This window comes from uncultured Mediterranea sp. (assembly GCF_902493215.1).
In the GTDB taxonomy this organism is placed as follows: Bacteria; Bacteroidota; Bacteroidia; order Bacteroidales; family Bacteroidaceae; genus Bacteroides.
In genome coordinates this window covers 276,079-299,464 of sequence record NZ_CABUOL010000002.1, presented here as the reverse complement: position 1 = coordinate 299,464, position 23,386 = coordinate 276,079, and the positions used below count along the sequence as shown (strand labels likewise).

18 protein-coding genes and 1 pseudogene are annotated in these 23,386 nt (G+C 58.8%); 14 read left to right on the top strand and 5 right to left on the bottom strand.

All coding sequences use genetic code 11. The features are described from left to right. The 3 genes and pseudogenes from RDO88_RS02450 to RDO88_RS02440 form a co-directional block, all read left to right on the top strand. Nucleotides 1-1,514, top strand: a pseudogene (locus RDO88_RS02450) (VirE protein); the annotation flags it as partial. Further along, entirely contained in the window at nt 1,486-1,896 is a 411-nt protein-coding gene (locus tag RDO88_RS02445; protein ID WP_307757840.1) for a DUF5675 family protein, read from the top strand. The pseudogene RDO88_RS02450 and the gene RDO88_RS02445, both read left to right, overlap by 29 nt. Nucleotides 1,897-2,038: 142 nt before the next feature. Continuing rightward, complete coding sequence (locus RDO88_RS02440) at nt 2,039-2,695, top strand: DUF1847 domain-containing protein (protein WP_307757839.1); 657 nt, start codon at nt 2,039-2,041, stop codon at nt 2,693-2,695. Nucleotides 2,696-2,738: 43 nt separating this feature from the next. On the opposite strand, the gene RDO88_RS02435 is transcribed toward RDO88_RS02440, so the two are convergent. The 3 genes from RDO88_RS02435 to RDO88_RS02425 form a co-directional block, all read right to left on the bottom strand. Continuing rightward, nucleotides 2,739-4,376 (bottom strand): RagB/SusD family nutrient uptake outer membrane protein, encoded by a 1,638-nt coding sequence (locus tag RDO88_RS02435; protein ID WP_307757838.1) that lies wholly within the window; start codon nt 4,374-4,376, stop codon nt 2,739-2,741. 19 nt (nt 4,377-4,395) lie between these two features. Beyond that, nucleotides 4,396-7,140: a SusC/RagA family TonB-linked outer membrane protein gene (locus tag RDO88_RS02430; protein WP_374043885.1), complete on the bottom strand. Its 2,745-nt coding sequence runs from the start codon at nt 7,138-7,140 to the stop codon at nt 4,396-4,398. Nucleotides 7,141-7,286: 146 nt separating this feature from the next. Continuing rightward, nucleotides 7,287-8,630 (bottom strand): MATE family efflux transporter, encoded by a 1,344-nt coding sequence (locus RDO88_RS02425; RefSeq protein WP_307757837.1) that lies wholly within the window; start codon nt 8,628-8,630, stop codon nt 7,287-7,289. Between the two features lie 398 nt (nt 8,631-9,028). Between RDO88_RS02425 and RDO88_RS02420 the strand changes: the two genes are divergently transcribed. From RDO88_RS02420 to RDO88_RS02410, 3 genes are all read left to right on the top strand, one after another. After that, nucleotides 9,029-9,307: a LysO family transporter gene (locus RDO88_RS02420; RefSeq protein WP_022019748.1), complete on the top strand. Its 279-nt coding sequence runs from the start codon at nt 9,029-9,031 to the stop codon at nt 9,305-9,307. Beyond that, the gene (locus RDO88_RS02415; RefSeq protein ID WP_075317775.1) at nt 9,304-9,924 is read left to right on the top strand and encodes a lysine exporter LysO family protein; all 621 of its coding nucleotides are present in this window, start codon (nt 9,304-9,306) and stop codon (nt 9,922-9,924) included. The genes RDO88_RS02420 and RDO88_RS02415 overlap by 4 nt, the downstream gene beginning before the upstream one ends. A 125-nt stretch (nt 9,925-10,049) precedes the next feature. After that, a complete protein-coding gene (locus tag RDO88_RS02410) occupies nt 10,050-10,967 on the top strand; it encodes an EamA family transporter (RefSeq protein WP_307757836.1) in 918 nt (305 codons plus the stop codon). A gap of 15 nt (nt 10,968-10,982) precedes the next feature. Here the strand turns inward: RDO88_RS02410 and mfd are convergent, their stop codons facing one another. Continuing rightward, nucleotides 10,983-14,387, bottom strand: coding sequence for a transcription-repair coupling factor (gene mfd / locus RDO88_RS02405; RefSeq protein WP_307757835.1), 3,405 nt, complete (start codon nt 14,385-14,387; stop codon nt 10,983-10,985). A gap of 137 nt (nt 14,388-14,524) precedes the next feature. Here mfd and RDO88_RS02400 point away from each other — a divergent pair, with 137 nt between their 5' ends. The 7 genes from RDO88_RS02400 to RDO88_RS02370 all read left to right on the top strand — a co-directional run bounded on the left by RDO88_RS02400 (nt 14,525) and on the right by RDO88_RS02370 (nt 21,148). Further along, entirely contained in the window at nt 14,525-15,274 is a 750-nt protein-coding gene (locus tag RDO88_RS02400) for a glycosyltransferase (protein WP_307757834.1), read from the top strand. 110 nt (nt 15,275-15,384) lie between these two features. Continuing rightward, nucleotides 15,385-16,734, top strand: coding sequence for a dihydroorotase (locus tag RDO88_RS02395; protein WP_307757833.1), 1,350 nt, complete (start codon nt 15,385-15,387; stop codon nt 16,732-16,734). A 264-nt stretch (nt 16,735-16,998) separates the two neighbouring features. Then, entirely contained in the window at nt 16,999-17,886 is an 888-nt protein-coding gene (locus RDO88_RS02390; RefSeq protein ID WP_307757832.1) for a vitamin B12 dependent-methionine synthase activation domain-containing protein, read from the top strand. Between the two features lie 75 nt (nt 17,887-17,961). Next, nucleotides 17,962-18,450 carry an RNA polymerase sigma factor gene (locus RDO88_RS02385; protein ID WP_205094195.1) on the top strand — a complete coding sequence of 163 codons (489 nt, stop codon included), beginning with the start codon at nt 17,962-17,964 and terminating at the stop codon, nt 18,448-18,450. A 4-nt stretch (nt 18,451-18,454) separates the two neighbouring features. Next, nucleotides 18,455-19,087 carry a hypothetical protein gene (locus RDO88_RS02380; protein ID WP_307757831.1) on the top strand — a complete coding sequence of 211 codons (633 nt, stop codon included), beginning with the start codon at nt 18,455-18,457 and terminating at the stop codon, nt 19,085-19,087. Next, nucleotides 19,069-20,295, top strand: coding sequence for a metallophosphoesterase (locus RDO88_RS02375; RefSeq protein ID WP_307757830.1), 1,227 nt, complete (start codon nt 19,069-19,071; stop codon nt 20,293-20,295). The genes RDO88_RS02380 and RDO88_RS02375 overlap by 19 nt, the downstream gene beginning before the upstream one ends. Before the next feature lie 94 nt (nt 20,296-20,389). Further along, nucleotides 20,390-21,148 (top strand): 1-acylglycerol-3-phosphate O-acyltransferase, encoded by a 759-nt coding sequence (locus RDO88_RS02370; protein WP_307757829.1) that lies wholly within the window; start codon nt 20,390-20,392, stop codon nt 21,146-21,148. Between the two features lie 103 nt (nt 21,149-21,251). Here the strand turns inward: RDO88_RS02370 and RDO88_RS02365 are convergent, their stop codons facing one another. Continuing rightward, complete coding sequence (locus RDO88_RS02365) at nt 21,252-22,007, bottom strand: DUF4369 domain-containing protein (RefSeq protein WP_307757828.1); 756 nt, start codon at nt 22,005-22,007, stop codon at nt 21,252-21,254. Between the two features lie 133 nt (nt 22,008-22,140). Between RDO88_RS02365 and RDO88_RS02360 the strand changes: the two genes are divergently transcribed. Further along, the gene (locus RDO88_RS02360; protein ID WP_307757827.1) at nt 22,141-23,379 is read left to right on the top strand and encodes an anaerobic sulfatase-maturation protein; all 1,239 of its coding nucleotides are present in this window, start codon (nt 22,141-22,143) and stop codon (nt 23,377-23,379) included. Nucleotides 23,380-23,386 lie beyond the last annotated feature (7 nt).

Below are 23,386 nucleotides of genomic sequence, written 5' to 3'. Positions count from 1 at the left end.
CGCACCTGCGCTACATTGCGGACAACGACGAGGCGCTGCTCCTGCAAGTGATGCCACGCTACGGCCTGTCCGAGGAGGAGATGCGGGGGCTGATACACTCCGCCTGCTCGGCGAAGTGGTACTCGATGCCGAAGATGTTGAAAGAAGCACTGAATAATGGAGAATTGAAAATTGAGAATGGAGAATGGCCAGCGGATGACGAGGATAATAATTCTCAATTATCCATTCTCAATTCTCCATTACCAAAGCGCTTGCCTGCTCTAATCAAACTATTGGTGAGCCGCACGCCCGACGTCTACAAGGCAGCCGTGGCGCACGCCGTCTTCCCCTCGCTGGGGGCGCACCTGCATCGCGTAAGGTTTAAATACATTGACAACGTGGAGCACGAAGCCACCTTGATGAACGTGCTGATGGCAGGCACGGGCGCGGGCAAGGACTGCATCTCGGAACCCATCAACCGCATCATGGCCGACATCCGCCGCCGCGACGAGGACAACCTGCGACGCGAGCGGGAGTGGAAGAACGAGGTGACCTCGAAGGGTGCCAACAAGGACAAGCGCCAGCGACCCGAAGGCTTGATTATCCAGGAGATTGACGCCGACATGACGAACCCCGCCTTCGTGATGCGCATGGCCGAGGCGGACGGTCACTTCCTCTACACGAAGCTGAACGAAATCGACCAGTTCGATGCGCTGAAGGGCACAGGGCGCACAGGGCAGCAGTTCCAGATTATGTGCCTGTCCTTCGACCCCGGCAACCGCTACGGACAGACGCGTGTGGGCGTGCAGAGCGTCACGGAGAAGGTGACCATCCGCTTCAACTGGAATGCCGCCACGACCATTCAGAAAGGCAAGCGATACTTCAGCCGTGTACTGACGGACGGGCCAATAAGCCGCATCAACTTCTGCACCATCCCCGAGCGCGAAATCGGCGCGGAGATGCCTGTCTATGGCACCTACGACGCCGCCTTCGATGAGGAGCTGCGCCCCTACATCGAAAACCTCGTGAAGGCGCAGGGATTGATAGATTGCCCGCAGGCCTACAAGCTGGCGCAAACATTGAAGGAGGAGTGTGCCGACTTCGCCCGCCTCTCGCAAAGCCGCGTGTACGAAAACCTCTCCTTCCGCGCCAACGTGATAGCTTACCTGAAGGCGTGCGTGCTCTACGTGGCCAACGGTTGCCAATGGGACAAGACCTTCGAGGACTTCATCCGCTGGTCGCTCCAGTACGACCTGGCTTGCAAGATGGAATTCTTCGGAGCGGACATCGAGGAGGCACAAACCGTCAACCTGCGCAGCCACAAGGGCCCGCGTAACCTGCTGGAACTGCTGCCCGACCAGTTTACCTTTCGGGAAGTGGTACAAACGCGGTTGAGGGAAGGCAAGAATGAGGAAGGCACCTACAAAATGCTTCGGCAATGGATATACCGAGGATACATTCAACAGTCAACAGTTGACAGTTATCAAAAACTAAAATTCAGAAAAGATGGAACTGACATTGACAAGAACTACTAAAAGGAAAGGCTGCACGCTGGGCGTGCTGGCCGTGGACGGAAAGGAAATGTGCGACACGATGGAGCCCACGTGGCGCGACCTGAAGAAGGAACGCAAGGTGAAGGGCCGCACGGCCATCCCCGAAGGGCGCTATCCTGTGGTAATCACCCTCAGCCCCAAGTTCGGCAAGTGGCTGCCTCTGCTGCTGAACGTGCCCTTCTTCGAGGGCATCCGCATCCATGCGGGCAACCTGCCCACGGACACCGAGGGGTGCATCCTCGTGGGCGAATACAACGAGGAGTCGCGCCAGCTGGAGTGCTCCACGCTCTACGTCCGCCTGGTGAAGCAACTCATCGTCGAAGCCAAGGAACGGGGCGAAGGCGTGTGGATCACGGTGAAGTGAAGATTACGCCGAGGAGGGGCACAAGTCCCCCTCCTCTGCCCTCACGACACTCTCCGCACAAAAATCGCCGAACCGTTTGCCCATTTGGCGGAAAGCACGTAATTTTACCCTCGCAACAATCATAAAAAACATTATCTACCCTATGAATACCTCCGAACAACCCTCATCGCCCACCCGCCACTCGTGCGTGGATTGCGGCACACAGAACTGCAAGTACCAGAACCGTACGTATCCCGAATTCTGCCCCACCACCCACCTGAAGGAGGAAGACCTGCAATGGGCACTGGAGCGCTACGACGAACCGCGCAACCACGACATCATGGTGGCCAGCGCCGAAGTGGAATACGAAGGCTACTGCCAATGGACGCGCGTACAGGAAATCATGGAGTTTGCCCGAAAGATAGGGGCACACAAGATAGGCATCGCCCACTGCATCGGCCTCATCCGCGAGGCACGCATCTTTGCCCGCATCCTGCAAGCCAACGGCTTCGAACCGCTGGCGGTAATCTGCAAGGTGGCGGGCAAGGCGAAATCGTCCATCGGCATCCCGCAGGCGTGCGAATCCATCGGGGCGGCCATGTGCAACCCCATCCTGCAGGCGCGCCTGCTGAACGAGGCACAGACGGACCTGAACGTGGTCATCGGCCTCTGCGTGGGGCACGACAGCCTGTTCTACAAGTACTCCGAGGCCTACGCCACCACCCTCGTCACCAAAGACCGCGTGACGGGCAACAACCCCGCCGCCGCGCTCTACACGGCGGAGTCGTACTATCGGAAGAAATTCGGCTTGAAGGGGTAAAGGCAGCGGATTTCCCCTTCAGGCAGCGCATGTGTACGCACCATCAGTAACCTTTGTGCTGACGCAGCTGGGGGTTCATGCTGATGACCTTCTCGGGGATGGGAAAGACGGTGGTGAAACCGGTGGCCTCATCCTCTACCTGCGGACGATGGCTGTAGGCACGGGTGAAAAGGCCAAAGCGGACAAGGTCTTGCCTGCGCCAGCCCTCCCAAGCCAGCTCCAGCAGACGTTCGTCGAGCAAGGTCTCCAGCGTAGCCGGACGTGAAGGCGCTCCCACCCGACGGCGTACCTGCTCCAACTCGGCATCGCCATTGCCGCCGGCACGCACCTTGGCCTCGCTCTGCATCAGCAACACGTCGGCATAGCGGAAAAGTACGATGTCGTTGTCGGCCAACTTGCCGTCTTTCAAGCTCGTGGGATCGACCTCGTACTTCTTCATGCGGGCACCCGCGGTCTTCTCATATTCCTTGCCCGAAAGGTCGAGCTCCACACAGCGGGGTTCATAGACAAGGGGCGTACGGCCGTCGTCGAGCAGGACAGGATTGCCTTGCAGGTCGGTCACCTCGTCGGCATAATAGCAAAGGCGGAAACGGGGATCTTCCTCGTCCGTGCCGTAGCCGAAGACATCGAGCGCATCGAGCGTGGCCGACGCACCGTTCTCGCCTCCCAAGCCGAGGGCCTTGGCATGGTTGTAGTGGCGCGAACGGAAGAGGTAGATGAACTGGTTGGTGTAAAGAGTCTTGTTCATGGGGATGACGAAGATGTTCTCGGACGAAGACTCGTTGAACACGGCAAAGTTACTCCGATAGTCAGTTTCCAGAGTATATCCGCTTTCGGTTATCAGGTTGCAATAGTGGCAGACGGTCTGCCAGGCATCCATCTTCACGCCGTCCACATCGAAAAACAGCTGCCTGCCGTCGGGGCGGAGTGCGTCTGTCCAGTCGTCGTCGGCATAGACCTCGGCATTCAAAGCGAGCTTGGCCAACAGGAACCACACGACGGGGCGGGTAATGCGGCCGTAGTAAACACCCGGCTGGTTGCTGCGTTCGCCGCTCAAGGCAGGCAAGACTTCTTGAAGTTCGGACACGATGAAGCGGAAAAGCTCGCTCCGCTCCACCTGCAGGAGGTCGGCGGAGGCGTCATCGGTATGCCTGATGAGGGGCACACGGCCAAAGAGGTCCATGAGGTAGTAATAGAACAAGGCACGCAGGGCACGCACCTCGGCTCTATAAGGCTCCACATCGTCGGCGGGGCGGGCGGCGGCATAGGCATCTATCTTGACCAGCGAATGGTTGCAGAGGACAACGGCTTTGTAGAGGTATTCCCACGTGTGAAAAATGGCATTGTTGCTGACACCCCAGCGGTGGAGATAAAGTCCCTGCCAGAAGCCGCCGTCGTACCAGTCGGCACCGCGGGTGGGCATGATAGCTTCGTCGGTGGTAAAGGTATTGAGGTCGTAAACGCCACGACCTGTGCCTTGCAGGCCCTGGCTGTCTTCGCAACCTCCTACGTGATTGTAGAGCGTGGCTACGTGGAAACGATAGACTTCCTGCAAGGAAGTGGCCAGTTGGTCTTCACTGATGCCGTCGCGGGGATTTTCCTCCAAAAAACGGCTGCACCCGGCCAGAAGCAGGACGAAGAACAGGGTGGCGACAAACGGGAAGAGGGTATGTTGTTTCATGACGGTCTCCTTTCTTTATTTAGAAGTTCAAACTAAGACTGAGCGTATAGGTACGCGACAAGGGATAGGTACGCTTGTCATCGACCCCCAACGTGGAGTCGACCTGCGTACTGTTGATGAGCGGCGTCAAGCCCGAATAGGCGCTGAGGGTGCCCAGGTTGTTGACGGTAAAGGCCAGGCGGATGCTCTTCAGCAGCTTGCCCTCACGCAAGGGCGGCGTCCAACCCAACGTGAGATAGTCGAAATGGACGTAGTTGCCGCTCTCCAGCCAGTAGTCGGTGGCCGTCTGATCCGTTATCATGCGGGCGGGGGCATCGGCCATGACGTTGTAGTCGGGCAGGCTGTTCATGTTCATATAAGTCAGGGCGGTGCCGTTGTAGATCTTGTGGCCGAAGGCGCCATTGACCTGCAACGACACGTCGAACCGACGGTAACGGAAGCTGATGTTGGAGCCCAGCATCACCTTGGGTACGGCCTGACCCGCAATGTAGCGGTCTTCGCCATCTTCCATGTTCACGCCCCCACCGTTGAGGTCGGCAATGTCGTACTTGTAGCCGCCGTTACCGTCGGACACAAGGCCGTTGCAATGGGGCAGGTAGAACACACCCAGAGGTTGCCCCACAATCTGATAGACGATGTTGTTGTAGCCACCGTGGAAGCCGGCACCGTCCAAACCTGCGATGGCCGTGTATTCGGCGGCCGAAATCCACTTGCCGTCATACATGCCGCTCAGCGAGAGAAGCTTGTTGCGCTGCCAGGTGACGTTGGCGTTGACGGTCAGCTCCATGTCTCTGGTGCGGAGGGGTGTGAAGCCGACGGCCGCTTCAAGGCCGCTGTTGCGCATGGAGCCGATGTTGGCCAGCAGGGTGTTGTAAGGGAAAGGCGGGACACTGACGTGGTAGGAATAGAGCATGTCCTCGGTCTTGGAGCGGTAGGCGTTGAACGAGAGAAGCAGGCGGTTGTCAAGCATGGCCAGGTCGAACCCTGCGTTGAACGTGTATTTCACCTCCCACTTCAGGTCGGGATTGGCGTTGCGCAGGCTTTCGTAGGTGACGAGCGGCGCATTGCCCACAGGTACGATGCCGTTGGGCTTCACCAGCGACATGGTGGTATAGGAGTCGATGCCGCCCTGGTTGCCCGCCAAGCCGTAGCCGAGGCGCACCTTCAGGTTGTCTATCCACGTGACGGAGCGCATGAAGTCTTCCTGCGTCACATTCCATGCCACGGACGCCGAGGGAAAGAAGCCCCACTTGTGGTTGGCACCAAACTTGGACGAGGCGTCGGTGCGGGCGTTGAGCGTGAGCACGTAGCGGTTGTCGAACGTATAGTTGACGCGCCCCAGGAAGGAGACAAGGCGCGGATTGTCGTAGTAGGAACCCGTCCCCTCCCACGGACGCAGGGCACCTCCCTGCAGGTTGTGGTAACCCATCTCGTCGGACGAGAAGTTGGTGACGGTGGTGTAGAAGCCCGAATAGGTATCTTTGGACACTTCGCCCAAGGCCAGCAGGTCGATGAAGTGACGGCCTTTCTGCTTCTGCCACGTCAGCATCATGTTGCCCAACAAGGTCTCCGAACGACGGCTGCCGCGATAAGCCTGGCCGCCTCCCCAAACGGGCGTAGGCAGGTACTGGTCGTCTTCCGTCTCGCTATAGGTGTAGGCGCCGAAGAGCACCAGCTTCCAGTCGAACGGCAAACTGAGGTTGAGGCGCGCGTGGGCACTGAAGTAGGACGTGGCGTCGCGGTTGTCCACCTCCATCCACGCCAGGGGATTGGTAATCTGACTGGCCGTCGTCAGCTGGTCCCATCCGCCCGAAGCGTTCTTGCCCGCAGGGAAGGTGGGGTTGAAGGCGGCGGCGGAGTAGAAGGTCTTCTGGAGGTCGAACAGGGTGCGGTCGCGCTTGACAGAGCCGAACAGGCCCAACTCGCAATCGAGCAGACGGTCTATCAGCTTCTGGTTCAGGTTCATGTTCGAGGTAAACAGCTTCATCGCCTCGTTGCGGATAACGCCCTCACGCTCCTGATAGCCCAACGAGACGCGGTAATCCGACCGCTCTCCACCACCATAGAGGGCAATGTTGTGGTTCTGCTGGATGCCTGTCTGCTCGATAGCCTTCTGGAAGTCGGTGTTGTGACCGAGATCCACCACCTCGTAACCAAGGGATGCGGCCGCCTGGCGGTAGGCGTCGGCATCGAGCATGTCCAGGTGCCGGTAGGCGTGGGAAATGCCGAAAATGCCGCTATAATTGACATGCGTCTTGCCTCCCGCACCGCGCTTGGTGACGATGTTGATGACACCCGAGGCACCCCGCGAACCATACTGAGCCGTCTCCGAAGCATCCTTGAGGATGGTGAAGCTCTCGATGTCGGTGGGATAGAGCGAAGTCAGCATCGAAAGGTCGCCCGGCACACCGTCCACCACGATGAGAGGTTCGTTACCACTGGTAAGCGAGGTCGTACCACGCAGGCGCACGGACTCGAGGGCAGCGGTACCGTTGCTGTTCTTCCGGATAGAAAGCCCCGCCACACGTCCCTGGATGGCCTCCAACGGATTGGAAAGCAGCTCCTTGTTCATCTGCTTTTCGGTGATAAGCTCCACGGAGCCCGACAGGTTGTTCAGCGTGCCTCGGGCATACCCCACATGAAGAAGTGTATCGGCTGGAGGCAATTCAAGAACAGACACTTGTGCACACAAGCTGGCGGATAACAGACAGGCGAAATACAACATGATTCCGCGACAAAGAGGGAATAAACAGCGTCTTTTCATAATCGGTAAATTTCAGGTTATGACTTTTTTTTCCAAAGGTAAGAAAATAAAGGGAAACGACAACTGTTTCCGATACTTTTAGCACTCGGAAAGCAGTGTTTTCCTCCCCGAAAAGTATCGTTCTACAATTCTCCCTACCCCAGCCGCTAACGGGAAAGCAACCGGCGGGAGCGATAGTACCACACGCCCACAACATCGGCCAGCGCCCAACCGATGGGAACGGACCACCAGATGCCTGTATAGCCCACCTGGGGCAGCGAAGCCAGCAGATAGGCCAGCAACACGCGCGTGCCCAGCGACACCACCGTGAGCACCACCGACAGGGAGGGAAGAGCCACGGCACGATAGAAACCGTAGAGCAGGAAGAGGTAGCCGATGCCCACGTAGAAGCTGCCCTCGATGCGCAGGTACTCCACGCCGATGGCGACAATCTCTGCCTCGGACGGGGAGACGAAAAGCGACATCAGCCAGGGGGCGCCCACAAAGACGAGGGCGGAGACAAGCAGGGCGAAGGCAGTGGTGAGCCACACGGCACTGCGGATGCCGCGACGGATGCGGTCGGTGCGGCCGGCTCCGAAGTTCTGAGCGATGAAGGTGGAGAAGGCGTTGCCGAAGTCCTGCACGGGCATGTAGGCAAAGGAGTCGATCTTCACCGCCGCGGCAAAGGCGGCCATGACGGCCGTGCCGAAGCTGTTGACCAAGCCCTGCACCAGGAGGATGCCGAAGTTCATGACCGACTGCTGGACGCACGTCAGCAACGAATAGGAAGACAGGCGGCGGATGGACGGAAAGTCGACCACACAGTCGGCCTTGCGCAAGCGCAGGGCGGGGAAACGGCGGCGGGTATAAAGATAAAGCCCCAGGGCGGCCACCGTCTGAGCCACTACCGTAGCGAGGGCCGCTCCCTCGACTCCCATGTGCAAACCGAGCATGAAGAGGAGGTCGAGCCCGATGTTGAGTACCACAGATACGAGCAGGAAGCAGAGGGGCACCACGGAATTGCCCATCGCACGGAGCAGGAAGGCGTAGAAGTTGTAGACGCACACAGGCACCATGCCCAGGAAGACGATGAAGAGGTAGCTGCGTGCCAGCGGCTCTACCTCGGGCGGCGTGTGGAGCAGGCGGATGACGGGCGTCAGCCAAAGGAGCGAAGCCACGTTGAGCACCAGCGTGACGCCGCCCACGATGAGCATGGACGAGAAGATGCTGCGCCGCAAGCCGTCGAACTCGCGCGCGCCATACTGCATGGAGAACACGGCGCTGCACCCCATGCAGAGGCCGATGAAGATGGACGTGACAAACACGATGAGGGCATACGACGAACCCACGGCGGCCAGGGCATCGGCGCCGAGGACACGCCCCACGATGAGCGTATCGGCCACGTTGTAGCACTGCTGCAACAGGTTGCCCAGCATCAGCGGGAAGGCAAAGCGGAGCATCGTGCCCGTGATGCTGCCTTCCGTCAGATTTCCCTTGTACAAGTCGGCCATGGTTTCGCTTCTTGAAATGACGCCCAAAATTAGGGCACACACGTCAGATATACAACGGTTGGACGAAGAGTTTTAGGGATACAAAGGGATGAAAAGATAGATTTTTGCATATTTATTTGGAATATATTCATAAAAGCTATACCTTTGCCCCCGCAAAACCAAGAAATAAGACTCATGAACCAGTTATCCAACATATCCAACAGGAAAAGCCTGCCTGCCCGCCTGAACCCAGGTATGGGCAGCAGGCCGACCATTCATGTGCACTGGTTCAGCGGGTTCATCTAAGTTTCCTCTCCCCTTCTTTTTGACATATCCCTATCAATCTGGCAGGCACGCATGACGTCTGCCCGCCCCGTTCATTGTGTTCAACCTCAAAAAAAGAGAAAGAGAGAATCGTTATGTTCAGCATTATATGTACCATGCTGGCCGGTATCGTCATCGGCCGCTTCCTGCACGACGGGAAGTTTCTGAAAAATATCGAGAAGAGCACTTCGCTCACCATTGCTGCCCTGCTGTTTGTGCTGGGGCTGTCCATCGGCTCCAACCGCCTCATCGTGGAAAACCTGGGGCGCGTGGGATGGCAGGCAGCCATACTGGCCGTACTGAGCCTGGCAGGCAGCATCGTGGCCGCACGCATCGTTTTCCAACTGTTTTTTGAGAAAGGAGAAGAGAAATGAAGAACAATCTGATTGTACTCGCCATCTTCGGCATCGGCTGCCTGGCCGGCGCCGGCTTCCAACCGGAAGCAAACATGCACAACTGGTCGCTCTGTATCCTCTATGCCCTGATGCTGCAGGTGGGCATCGGCATCGGAAGCAACCGAGGCCTGCAACAGGAACTGAAGAAGCTAAGCCCCAAGATGCTGCTGGTACCCGCAGCCACCATCACAGGTACCCTGGCGTTCTCGGCCGCAGCAAGCCTGCTGCTGAGCCAGTGGAGCGTGTTCGACTGCATGGCCGTGGGCAGCGGATTTGCCTACTACTCGCTGTCGTCCATCCTCATCACGCAGTTCAAGGAGCCTTCCATCGGCCTCCAGTTGGCCACGGAGCTGGGCACCATCGCCCTGCTGAGCAACATCATCCGCGAAATGATGTCGCTGGTGGGCGCACCCCTCATCCGCAAATACTTCGGACAGCTGGCTCCCATCTCGGCCGCGGGCGTGAACTCGATGGACGTGCTGCTGCCCTCCATCACGCGCTGTTCGGGCAAGGAGGTGATGCCCATCGCCATCTTCCACGGCATCCTCATCGACCTGAGCGTGCCTTTCTTCGTGAACCTGTTCTGCAACCTGTAGGAGGCGAGAACAGAAATAGGCTGCACCTCCGAAGCAAAAGCTGAAAACGTTGTTTTCGCTTTGTGCTTCCCTCGGTTTGCGCTATCTTTGCACGCATTTCTCACGAAAAAAAACGTATCGCAAGCATGAACAGATTGAAAGGTTTTATCTACGGATTGGCCACGTCGGTGACGTTCGGCCTCATTCCGCTCTTCACCCTGCCGCTGATGCAGGGAGGTATGTCACTCGACTCCATCCTCTTCTACCGCTTCCTCTTCGCCACGCTGGCGCTGGCGGGGATGATGAAGCTGCACAAGGAGCCCTTCGGCATTGAGGGACGAGACATTCCCTTCCTCCTGCTGCTGGCGGGCTTCTACACGGCTTCGGCCCTGTTTCTGTTTTGGGGATACGACTTCATGGGGGCAGGCGTGGCCACGACGCTGCACTTCACCTACCCCGTATTCGTCACGCTGCTGATGCTAGTGCTCTTCAGGGAGCGGGCGTCGTGGGTGACGTGGGCGGCCATTGTGCTGGCCATCTATGGCGTGGCCAAGCTGTCGCTGAAGGGCGGCGAGCTGGTGCTCGACCCGATGGGGATGGTCATCGTGCTGCTCTCGGCCGTGGGTTACGCAAGCTACATCACGACGGTGAACAAGTCGCGCGTGCGGACGATGAACAGTCGCAAGCTGGCTTTCTACGTGTTCGTCTTCACCACCCTGATGTTTGCCGTCAAGGCAGGGCTGAACGAAGGCATCCAGCCGATACCCGACGCCCTGTCGGCCACCAACCTGATACTGCTGGCCGTAGTGCCGACGGTCATCTCGAACATCACCCTGCTGCTGGCCGTGAAGTACATCGGCGGTACGCTGACGTCCATCCTGGGCGCCATGGAGCCTGTGACGGCGGTGTGCATCGGCGCACTGGTCTTCGGCGAGGCGTTCACCTTGCAGGAGGCTTTCGGCATCGTCCTCATCCTAGTGGCCGTGACGCTCATCATCCTGAGCAAACCCATCCAACACACGCTGTCGTCCGTCTTCAGGATGATACGGCCGAGGCATGCGTAAGGCTTATCCCACCACTTATTCTTCCACCGCCATCGCCACCATCTCCTGCAGGGTGGCAACGGCTTCTTCGACCGTGGGCACGTCTTTGACCAGCATGCTGCGCTTGCCGTTCTGCTCGCGCAGGTCGCAACGGCGGGTGTACTTCATCATGTAGGCGATGACCTTGCCGAAGGCCTGGCTCTGATAGTAAGGGCTGTCGGGATTGGACACAAAGAAGAGGGTCATGCGGCCACCCTTGAGGAACACCTTCTCGGCTCCCAGACGGGCGGCCAGACGACGCAAGGGCACGATGCGCAGCAGCTCTTCCGTCTCGGGCGGCACAGGGCCGAAACGGTCTTCGAGGCGAGCGCGGAAGGCATCGACGTCCTTGTCGAGCACCAGCGAATCGAGCTCGCGGTAGAGGAGCATGCGCTCGCTGCTGCCCGTAACGTAGGTGGCGGGCAAGAGGAGTTCGAGGTCGCTCTCCACCTGACATTCGTCCACAAACTGCTCGCCGCTGATCTGCCCGCTACCGTCGGCCGCCTGCTGCTCTTCGGCCACGAGGTCGGCAAACTCGTCGTTCTTCAACTCGCGTACGGCTTCGGTCAAGATCTTCTGATAGGTTTCGTAACCCAGGTCGGCGATGAAGCCGCTCTGCTCGGCGCCCAGCATGTTACCTGCCCCGCGGATGTCGAGGTCCTGCATGGCGATGTGGATGCCGCTGCCCAGGTCGGAGAAGTTCTCGATGGCTTGCAGGCGTCGCTTGGCTTCGGGCGTCAGGCTGGACAGCGGGGGCGCCAACAGGTAGCAGAAGGCTTTCTTGTTGCTGCGCCCCACACGCCCGCGCATCTGGTGCAGGTCGCTCAAGCCGAAGTTCTGCGCCTGGTTGATGATGATGGTGTTGGCGTTGGGGATGTCGATGCCGCTCTCGATAATGGTGGTGGCGATGAGCACATCGTAATCGTAATTCACGAAGTCGAAGATAATCTTCTCCAGTTCGGCCGGCTCCATCTGACCGTGACCGATGCACACGCGGCAGTCGGGTATGTTGCGCTCGATCATGGCCTTCAGCTCGGGCAGGTTGGAGATGCGGTTGTTCACGAAGAACACCTGCCCGTTGCGGCTCATCTCGAAGTTGATGGCGTCGATGATGACTTCCTCGTTGAAGGTATGCACCTCTGTCTGGACAGGGTAGCGGTTGGGCGGCGGCGTCTGGATGACGCTGAGGTCACGCGCCCCCATCAGCGAGAATTGCAGGGTGCGGGGGATGGGCGTGGCGGTCATGGTGAGCGTATCGACATTCACCTTGAGCTGGCGGAGCTTCTCCTTGACGCTGACGCCGAACTTCTGCTCTTCGTCGATGATGAGCAGACCCAAGTCCTTGAACTTGACGTCCTTGCCCAGGATGCGGTGGGTACCGATGAGGATGTTCACCTCGCCTGCGGCCAATCCCTTGATGACGGCCTTCGCCTGGGCGGCGGTGCGGGCGCGGCTCAGGTACTCCACGCGGCAGGGCAGGTCTTTCAGACGCTCCTTGAACGTCTGAAAATGCTGGTAGGCCAAGACGGTGGTGGGCACCAGGACGGCCACCTGCTTGTTGTCGCACGCGGCCTTGAAGGCGGCGCGCACAGCCACTTCCGTCTTTCCGAATCCCACGTCGCCGCACACCAGCCTGTCCATCGGCCGGGCGCTCTCCATGTCGGCCTTCACGTCGGCCGTGGCCTTGCTCTGGTCGGGCGTGTCTTCGTAGAGGAACGAGGCTTCGAGCTCGCGTTGCAGGAAGCTGTCGGGGCTGAACTGATAGCCCTTCTCCTCGCGGCGTTGCGAGTAAAGCTTGATGAGGTCGCGGGCAATATCCTTGATTTTCTTCTTCGTACGGTCCTTCAACTTCTCCCACGCACCCGTGCCCAGCTTGTTGAGGCGGGGCGCTTCGCCCTCCTTGCCCTTGTACTTGGACACCTTGTGGAGGGAGTGGATGGAGACGAACACCACGTCGTCGTTCTGATAGACAAGCTTGATGACCTCCTGCGTGGTATTGCCATTGGGGATGCGCACCAAGCCGGCAAAGCGCCCCACGCCATGGTCGGTATGCACCACATAGTCGCCCGGCTGAAACTGGTTCAGTTCCTTCAGCGAAAGGGCCACCTTGCCGCTGCGGGCCTTGTCGCTCTTGAGGTTGTACTTGTGGAAGCGGTCGAACAGCTGGTGGTCGGTAAAGACGCACAGGCGCAGCTGGTTGTCGGCAAAGCCCTCGTGCAAGGTCTTCTCCACTGCCGTGAAGGTAATCTTCTCGCCCCCGCGCTCCTCGAAGATGGCACGGATGCGGTCGGTTTGCTTGGTGCTGTCGCTACAGATATAGATGGTATAGCCGTCGGCCAGATAACGGGCAAAGCTGTCGGCCACGAGGTCGAAGTTCTTGTGAAAGATGGGTTGCGCCGACGTGTCGAACTGAAGCGAAGCGTCGGGCGTGCCTGTGGGCTTGGTGCCGAACTCCAGGCGGCGGAAGTCGAGGGCACGGACGGTGAACTCACCGCCGTCGATGAGCTTGCCTTCCAGACGGATGTCACCGTTCTCCTCCGCCTCGCGGGCAGCGATGGCTTGGGGAGTGAGAGCTTCGTCGTGCACCTGCTGGATGCGTTCGCGCAGCCACAGGAAGTCGCGCATGGACAGGATGGTGTCGGCGGGCAGGAAGTCGAGAAACGACACCATGCCGCCCGTGCCGCCTGCCGAGAGGTCATTGCTGAGGTCGGGCACGATGACCACGCTCTCCTTCTTCTCCTTGGACAGCTGTGTCTCCACCTCGAAGGTGCGCAGGCTTTCCACCTCGTCGCCGAAGAAGTCGATACGGAAGGGGTATTCGCTGGAAAAGGAAAATACGTCGATAATGCTGCCTCGGACGGCATACTGGCCGGGTTCATACACATAGTCGGTACGCTCGAAACCATAGCTGTGGAGCACCTCGGTGACGAACGTCATGTCCACCTGCTCGCCGGCATGAAGGGTGAGCGTCTTCTGCTCCAGCTCGCCCTGCGACACCACCTTCTCGGCCAGCGCGTCGGGGAAGGTGACGATGCACAAGCCGCGGCTGTCCTTCTGCAGGCGGCTGAGCACCTCGGTGCGGAGGATTTCGTTGGCGGCATCCTTCTGGCCGTACTTGATGGCACGGCGGAAGGACGAGGGGAAAAAGAGTACCTGCCCGTCGCCCAGCACCTGCACCAGGTCGTGATAGAAGTAACCCGCCTCCTCGCCGTCGCCCAGCACAAAGACGAACGGGCGACCTGCCCGCCCCACCAGCACCGAGGCCAGCAGGGAAGCCGACGAGCCGTGAAGCCCGCCCACGAAGAGGTGTTTCAGCTGGTCGTCGGCCAGCAGGCGCAAGGCCGCCTCAATCTGCGGATGGGCGGCGTATCGTTGTTGCAGTTCGGTAATCGTAAAGCTCATGTGCGTGAAAATTATCCGTGCAAAATTACGAAGAAAATGGATAAGAATACATCCGCCGCAAAGAAAAGCACTGTTTTCCTACTGAAAAAACAATGGAAAACACTACATTTGTGGCACATTTACAATCCATAAAAGATATGCATACATCAGACAGCATCGTCATCATCCCGACCTACAACGAGCGGGAGAATATCGAGAACATCATACGGGCCGTCTTTGCCCTGGAGCATGGTTTCCACATCCTGGTCATCGAAGACGGGTCGCCCGACGGTACGGCCGAGATTGTCCGCCGCCTGCAACGCGAAGAGTTCGCCGACCGCCTGTTCATGGTGGAGCGTCACGGTAAGCTGGGCTTGGGCACCGCCTACATCGCCGGTTTCCGCTGGGCGCTGGAGCACGACTACGAATACATCTTCGAGATGGACGCCGACTTCAGCCACAATCCCAAGGACCTGCCCCGCCTCTATAAGGCCTGTGCCGAGGAGGGGGCCGACGTGTCCATCGGCTCGCGCTACGTGAGCGGCGTGAACGTGGTGAATTGGCCCATGGGGCGCGTGCTGATGTCCTACTTCGCCTCGAAATACGTGCGCATCATTACGGGCCTGCCCATCCACGACACCACGGCGGGCTTCGTGTGCTACCGCCGCCGCGTGCTGCAAACCATCAACCTCGACTCCATCCGCTTCAAGGGTTATGCCTTCCAAATCGAGATGAAGTTCACCGCCTACAAGTGCGGCGCACAGGTGAAGGAAGTGCCCGTCATCTTCATCAACCGCGAGCTGGGCACCTCGAAAATGAACTCCAGCATCTTCGGCGAAGCCGTCTTCGGCGTCATCCGTCTGAAGTGGGACAGCTGGTTCAAGAAGTATCCGAAGATTAACGGTTAGTGGTGAGCGGTGAACGGTTAGTATTCCATTCGGACGGCTACTAACCGCTAACCGTTAACCACTGACCGCTCAACAACGTCACTAACCGCTAACCACTAACCGCTCATAACATGAAACGTACCCTCATCCACAACGCCCTCATCGTCAACGAGGGACAAACCATACAAGGCTCCGTAGTCATCACCGACCAGGGCCGCATCGCCGAGGTGCTGACCCACGGCAAACCCCTCTCCGCCCCCTGTGACGAAACCATCGACGCCACCGGCTGCTACCTGCTGCCGGGCGCCATCGACGACCACGTGCACTTCCGCGACCCGGGCCTGACGCACAAGGCCGACATCCTCAGCGAAAGCCGGGCGGCCGCCGCAGGAGGCGTCACCAGCATCATGGACATGCCCAACACCCTGCCGCAAACCACTACCCTCGAAGCCCTCGACGCCAAGCTCAACCTGCTGGACGAACGCTGCATCGTGAACCACTCCGCCTACTTCGGCGCCACGAACAACAACTACGGCGACTTTGCCCGTCTGGATCGTTCGCGCGTGTGCGGCATCAAGCTCTTCATGGGTTCGAGCACGGGCAACATGCTGGTGGACCGCATGGAGAGCCTGCGCGCCATCTTCGGCAGCACCGACCTGCTCATCGCCGTCCATTGCGAGGACCCCGCCACCATCCGACGGAACATGGAGAAATACAAGGCGCAATATGCCGACGAAGACGACGTGCCCGTCAGCAAGCACCCCAACATCCGCTCTTCGGCCGCCTGCTACGCCTCGTCGAGCCTGGCCGTGAAGCTGGCGCGCGAAACGGGTGCCCGCCTGCATGTGCTCCACCTCTCCACCGCCCGCGAACTGAACCTGCTCGAGGCAGGCCCCGTCAGCGGCAAGAAGATTACGGGCGAGGCTTGTGTGGCCCATCTGCTGTTCAGCCAGGCCGACTACCGCACACTGGGCACCCTCATCAAGTGTAACCCGGCCGTGAAGACCAAGGCCGACCGCGACGCCCTGCGCCGTGCCGTCAACGACGACGTGATAGACGTCATTGCCACCGACCATGCCCCCCACCTCATCACCGAGAAGAAGGGCGGCGCGCTGAAGGCCGTGTCGGGCATGCCGATGGTGCAGTTCTCGCTCGTGAGCATGCTCCAGCTGGCGAGTGAAGGCATCTTCACGATAGAGAAGGTCGTGGAGAAGATGTGCCACGCCCCTGCCCAGCTTTATGGCATCAGCGAGCGCGGCTTCATCCGCGAAGGCTGGAAGGCCGACCTCGTACTGGTGCGCCCCGACACCCCCTGGACGCTGGAAAAGAGCCTCATCCAGAGCAAGTGCGGCTGGAGTCCGCTGGAGGGACACACCTTCGACTGGCACGTGGAGCGTACTTTCGTCAACGGCCATACCGTTTACGACGGCCGCGAAGTCGACGAAAGCTATCGGGGCGAGGCACTGCGCTTCGACCGCTGACGCCAGCTCCAATCGGGTGGGAAGAAGGTAATGATAGTTTACAAAACAGAAATCTGACCGAATCCGGAGCCAACCGGCCCGCCCAAACAGGTTTAAACCCCAAGGGGCTTATGTTTCAAACATAGGGGTCGAATGTTTCAAACATAAGGCCCCGATGTTTCAAACCTTCGGCAGTACCGCTTCAGAACCGGTGAAAGACCCCGACTGAAAATCCCGTCCGAAGACAGTTACAGATATTTACAACGAAACATAACCGGAACGAACATGCTCCTCACCTATACCCTTGCCGAAACAGCCCCCTACATCAACTGGATCTACTTCTTCCATGCCTGGGGCTTCCAACCACGGTTTGCCACCATTGCCGACCTGCACGGATGCGACTCGTGCCGCGCCCTGTGGCTGGCCCGCTTCCCCGAAGCCGACCGCGCCAAGGCAGCCGAAGCCATGCAGCTCTTCAAGGAAGCGCAACGCATGCTCGCACAGCTGGAAGGCAAACTGCGTGTGCAAGTCCTCTTCCGCCTGTGCCGTGCCAACGCCGAAGGCGACAACCTGCTGCTGAACGGCGTCACCTTCCCCCTGCTGCGCCAGCAGACGCCCCATGCCGACGGCAGTCCCTACCTCTGCCTGAGCGACTTCGTGCGCCCACGCTCGTCGGGCATCGAGGACACGGTAGGCGTCTTTGCCGCTACCGTAGGAGGCGAAGCGGAAACCCTCGGCGACGACGACCCCTACCGCCAACTCCTGGTGCAGACGCTGGCCGACCGCCTGGCCGAAGCCGCCACGGAGCGGATGCACCTCTACGTGCGCCGCACCGCCTGGGGATACGCCCCCGACGAAGACCTGCCCATAGCCGACCTGTTTCAGGAGAAATTCCAGGGCATACGCCCCGCCGTAGGCTATCCGTCGCTGCCCGACCAGTCGGTCAACTTCCTCATCGACCGCCTGCTGGACCTCAGCCGGATAGGCATCCGTCTGACCGAGAACGGCGCCATGCACCCGCACGCCTCTGTCAGCGGGCTGATGCTGGCCCATCCGGCGGCCCGCTACTTTGCCGTGGGGCGCATCGGCCACGACCAGCTGGAAGACTATGCCCGCCGGCGCGGCCTGCCGCTGGAAGAGATGAAAAAATTTCTGGCGGCCAATCTGCAATAAGCTGTGATTTTCGGCCCCGCCCTGCGACTCATGAAACAAGAAAGCTTGAATACATCCTTCACCCCGAGAAAGATCATGGACCCGATAGAACAAGAGTTCGTCCGTCTGATAAAAGAATACGAACGAGTCATCTACAAGGTGTGCTACCTGTATGCCACCCCCAACGCCCCGCTCAGCGACCTCTACCAGGAGGTGGTGCTGAACCTGTGGAAAGCCTTTCCCAAGTTCAGGCGCGAGTGCAAGATGTCCACATGGATTTACCGCATCGCGCTGAACACCTGCATCAGCTTCATGCGCAAGGAGAAGAACATCCCCGAAATCGTGTCGCTGACACCCGCCGAAGCCGACCGCAGCGAGGAATGGGACGAGACACAGGCCATGCTGAAGCAGATGTACCGCCTCATCAACCGGCTGGGGCAGCTGGAGAAGTCCATCATCCTGCTCTACCTCGAGGAGAAGAGCTACGAGGAAATCAGCGAAATCACGGGGCTCACCGTGACCAACGTAGCCACCAAGCTGAACCGCATCAAGGAGAAACTGAGAAAAATGAAGAAGGAAGAATGACCGTATGGAACTGGAGGAACTGAAGAAATCGTGGCAGACGCTGGACAACCGCCTGCAAAAACAGAATATCACTACCGAAGAACGGGTGGAAGCGCTCATCGAGAGCTACCGCCGTAAAACGACCCGGCGGCTGGGCAACATACAGAGCCTGCTGAGGGCTTCGCTGGCCATCGGCATCGTGCTGCTGGGCATCATAGGCATCGTGGCCGTCCTGCTGCCCACGTGGTACGACAACGAAGAGACCCTGCTCAAGCTGCAGGTGGTCCTGGCCTTCATCGCCTTCACCCTGGTGGCCGGAGGCTGCTGGGACTGGTGGACCTACCGCTACATCCGGCAGATACGCGTCGACCTGCTGCCCATTGCCGAAGTGAGCCGGCGAATCGTCAGGCTGCGGCTGTGGACCCGCCAGGAAGCGGCGGCCATCAGCCTCTGGGTGCTGCTCTTCGGAGGCATCTACTACTGGGGTATGGAGTTCTACCGCCTGCCGGCCTATGCACAGGCGGTTATCCTCGGCGTGTTCGTGCTGTTCGAGGCCGCCATCATCTACCTGCTCTACCAGAAGCTCATCTACAAGAACTTGAACCAAATCAAAAAAGACATTGAAGACCTGAAAGACGTATGCACCGAATCACATTAATCCTGCTCCTGTCCCTGCTGCTGCCTGACCTGTACATCTACCTGGTGTACATCGTGCGGCAGACGAAGAACTTTGCATGGCGTGCGGCCTACTGGCTGCCCTCCGCCGTGCTGGTCGTGCTGTACATGTACCTCATCTACCTGACGGGCGACAACGCTATGGCCCACCATCCGCAAGCCATCGGCCATCTGGCCATCGCGGTCATGGCACTGGCGGTACCCAAAATTCTGTTCATGCTCTGCTCGCTGCTCGGCATCCTGTGCCGCGGGCTGGGGCGCTGCCTGTCGGCCGCCCTGCTGCACACCCCCTTCCGCCAACCCAAGGCGCCGTTCACCGTCCGCCGTGCGCCGTTCACCCTCCTGGGACTGGTACTGGGCGTGGTGAGCTTCATCAACGTGATTTACGGAGCCACCGCAGGCATCACCCGCTTCGAGGTGAAGGAAGTAATCTACGAGTCGGACCGCCTGCCCGAAGGCTTCGACGGCTACCGCATCGCCCAGCTGTCGGACATCCACATCGGCAGCTGGCAGGGGCGCCCCGAAGCGGTAGCGCAGCTGGTGGAGCTGACCAACCGGCAGAAGGCCGACCTCATTGTCTTTACCGGCGACCTGGTGAACCAGCAGAGCCACGAGCTGGACAGCTTCCGGCAGACCCTGTCGCGCCTCCAGGCTCCCGACGGCGTCTACTCCGTGCTGGGTAACCACGACTACGGCACCTACTACCACTGGAAGAACAGCCGCGAGGAGGCCGACAACCTGCAATACCTGCGGGACGAACAGCGGGCCATGGGCTGGCAGCTGCTGGACAACAGCCACGTCGTCCTGCACCACCGCGGAGACAGCATCGCCCTCGTCGGAGTGGAGAACGACGGCGAACCGCCCTTCCCCCAACATGCCGACCTGGAGCAGGCCACCCGCGGCACGGAAGACATGTTCAGCATCCTGCTGAGCCACAACCCTACCCACTGGCGCCGCGAGGTGTTGCCCGAATCGGCCATCGACCTGATGCTGGCCGGGCATACACACGCCATGCAGATGACCTTCTTCGGCCGTTCGCTCTCGTCACTGAAGTATCCCGAATGGTCGGGCATGTATTATGAAGGGCCGCGGGCACTCTATGTCAACGTGGGCATCGGCTACGTAGGCCTGCCCTTCCGCTTCGGAGCCTGGCCCGAGATAACGGTCATCACGCTGAAGAAAAAGAGATAGACCAAAGCCATCCTCTGACGAAATGCGAAAACTTCTTTTCAGCTTGGCATTTCGTCGGGTTTACACTATCTTTGCCACAAAAATAGCCAGCATTATGAAGTTTTTCTATTACATCTATCAAATTTGCATCGCACTCCCACTGTTCCTGGTGCTGACCATCCTGACGGCTCTGGTCACCATCATCGGTTCGCTGCTGGGCGGAGCACACATCTGGGGTTACTACCCCGGCAAGATATGGTCGCAGCTGACGTGTTACCTCCTGCTGATTCCCGTCCGTGTAGTGGGACGCGAGAAGCTGCACAAACATACGTCCTATGTCTTTGTTCCCAACCATCAGGGAGCTTTCGACATCTTCCTCATCTACGGCTTCCTGGGCCGCAACTTCAAGTGGATGATGAAGAAGAGCCTGCGTAAGATTCCCTTCGTGGGCAAAGCCTGCGAAAGCGCAGGACACATCTTCGTGGAGCGCGGCAACCCGAAGAAGATGGTAGCCATGATGCGCAAGGCCGAGGCATCGCTCACCGATGGTGTGTCGCTCGTTGTCTTCCCCGAAGGTGCACGTACGTTCACGGGCCACATGGGCTACTTCAAGCGCGGAGCCTTCCAGCTGGCCGACGACCTGCAGCTGGCCGTGGTACCCGTTACCATCGACGGTTCGTTCGAGATTCTGCCCCGCACAGGCAAGTGGGTACACCGCCACCGCCTCACGCTGACCATCCACGAACCCATCCCGCCCAAGTGCAAGGGACCGGAAAACGTGAAGGCCACCATGACCGAAGCCTATGCCGCCGTAGAAAGCGCCCTGCCCGAGAAATACAAAGGCATGGTAAGGAACGACGACCAGGACCGGTAGTCCACTCGACGAACAGAACACGAAAGGTACAGATACAGGAAGAGGCTGTCCCGGCAGGGGCAGCCTCTTCCTGTATTCTGTCAAATCAAATGAACGAGCCGAATCAAGGCTGCTGTGTTGTGGAAGCCATGTTCTGCTGCAGACGCTTATGCTCCTCGATGAGCTTCATGTTCTCTTTGGCCTTGGAGATGTAATCCTTTACCAGCACATGGTTCTTGAAAGAAAGGGGAGCCTCCTTCAGAATGGCTTCGATGTGAGGAGTCATGACCGGATAGGGCAACGTACTGCACATCATCATGAAGACACTGGGGCCCAGCTCATTCTCGTAATTGTCCTTGATGAATTGCTGCACATAATTGTCGAGCGCAGATACCAGCGAATCGGCTTCATGACGCAGCTGGTCGTGTATGTCGTCCAGCGCCACACCGTCGAGCACCATGCGGGCCTCCTTGCGGTCCACCTCCTCGACAGCCAGCTCCATGGAATTACGTTTGGCAATGAATTCATAAAGCATATCGTTCAACGGTGTACCCTCGGCTTTCATCTCGACATTCGTAATGTTCACCAGGATTTTCCCGTCCTCGAGCACCAGCGGCATCAGGCCTTCATCGCCCATGTAGAGGGTCACCACCCGTACGCTGTCGGCCGAGCCCTTCATCTGGAACAATCCATGAACCACTTCCGCCGAATCGATGGCCACCCAATCGCCGTCCTGCAGCGTCTTCAGGTAAAGCATTTTCCCGTCGAGACCGGTCACGGACGACTTGCCATCTATCTTATAACGCTTGCTGCAGGAAGCAAACAAAACCGTAAGTACCAGCAACAAAGGAAACGCGTAATTGACATGCATCTTGTTCATGTATGAATGTTTTTTGAATTTTACACGCCGCAAAGGTATTAATATTCCTTATAAAGGAAGAGGCAAAAAACGTATTTTCATTTGCTTTACGTATTTTTGCACATAAATTAATCAAAAGCTACAAGATACAGACATGTCTACCTACGCACCCTTTGCCAAACCGCTCTACGTGATGCTGAAGCCTGTAGGAGCCGTATGCAACCTGGCATGCGACTACTGCTACTACCTGGAGAAGGCCAAGCTGTACAGGGAGAACCCCAAGCACGTAATGAGCGAGGAACTGCTGGAGAAGTTCATCGAAGAATACATCAACTCGCAGACCATGCCGCAGGTGCTCTTCACCTGGCACGGCGGAGAGACGCTGATGCGCCCCCTGTCGTTCTACAAACGGGCCATGGAGCTGCAGAAAAAATATGCCCACGGACGTACCATCGACAACTGCATACAGACCAACGGCACACTGCTCACCGACGAGTGGTGCCAGTTCTTCAAGGAGAACAACTGGCTGGTGGGGGTCTCCATCGACGGCCCGCAGGAGTTCCACGACGAGTACCGCAAGAACAAGCAGGGACGCCCCTCCTTCCACAAGGTGATGCAGGGCATCAACCTGCTGAAGAAACACGGCGTGGAGTGGAACGGTATGGCAGTAGTGAACGACTACAACGCCGACTATCCCGAAGAATTCTACCGCTTCTTCAAGGACCTGGGCTGCCACTACATCCAGTTTGCCCCCATCGTGGAGCGCATCCTGCCCCACGGCGACGGACGCCATCTGGCCTCGCTGGCCGATACGGGTGACGTACCATTGGCCGACTTCTCCGTCAGCCCCGAGCAATGGGGCAACTTCCTCTGCCGCCTGTTCGACCTGTGGGTCAAGGAAGATGTGGGCACGTACTACATCCAGATCTTCGACTCCACGCTGGCCAACTGGGTGGGCGAACAACCCGGCGTCTGCTCCATGGCGCGTACGTGCGGCCATGCCGGTGTGATGGAGTTCAACGGCGACGTCTATGCGTGCGACCACTTTGTCTTCCCCGAATACAAGCTGGGCAACATCTACCAGCAGACACTGGTGGAGATGATGTACAGCGAACGCCAGCAGCGTTTCGGCCAGGCCAAATACGACTCCCTGCCCCGCCAGTGCAAGGAGTGTGAATGGCTCTTTGCCTGCAACGGCGACTGTCCCAAGAACCGCTTCGCCCGCACGGCCGACGGAGAGCCGGGACTCAACTACCTCTGCGCCGGCTACCGGCAGTTCTTCAGTCACGTGGCCCCCTACATGGACTTCATGAAGAAGGAATACCTGGCACAACGTGCACCTGCCAACGTGATGGACGCCATCCGCGAAGGCAAGCTGCCAATGCCCCAGTAAAGACTTT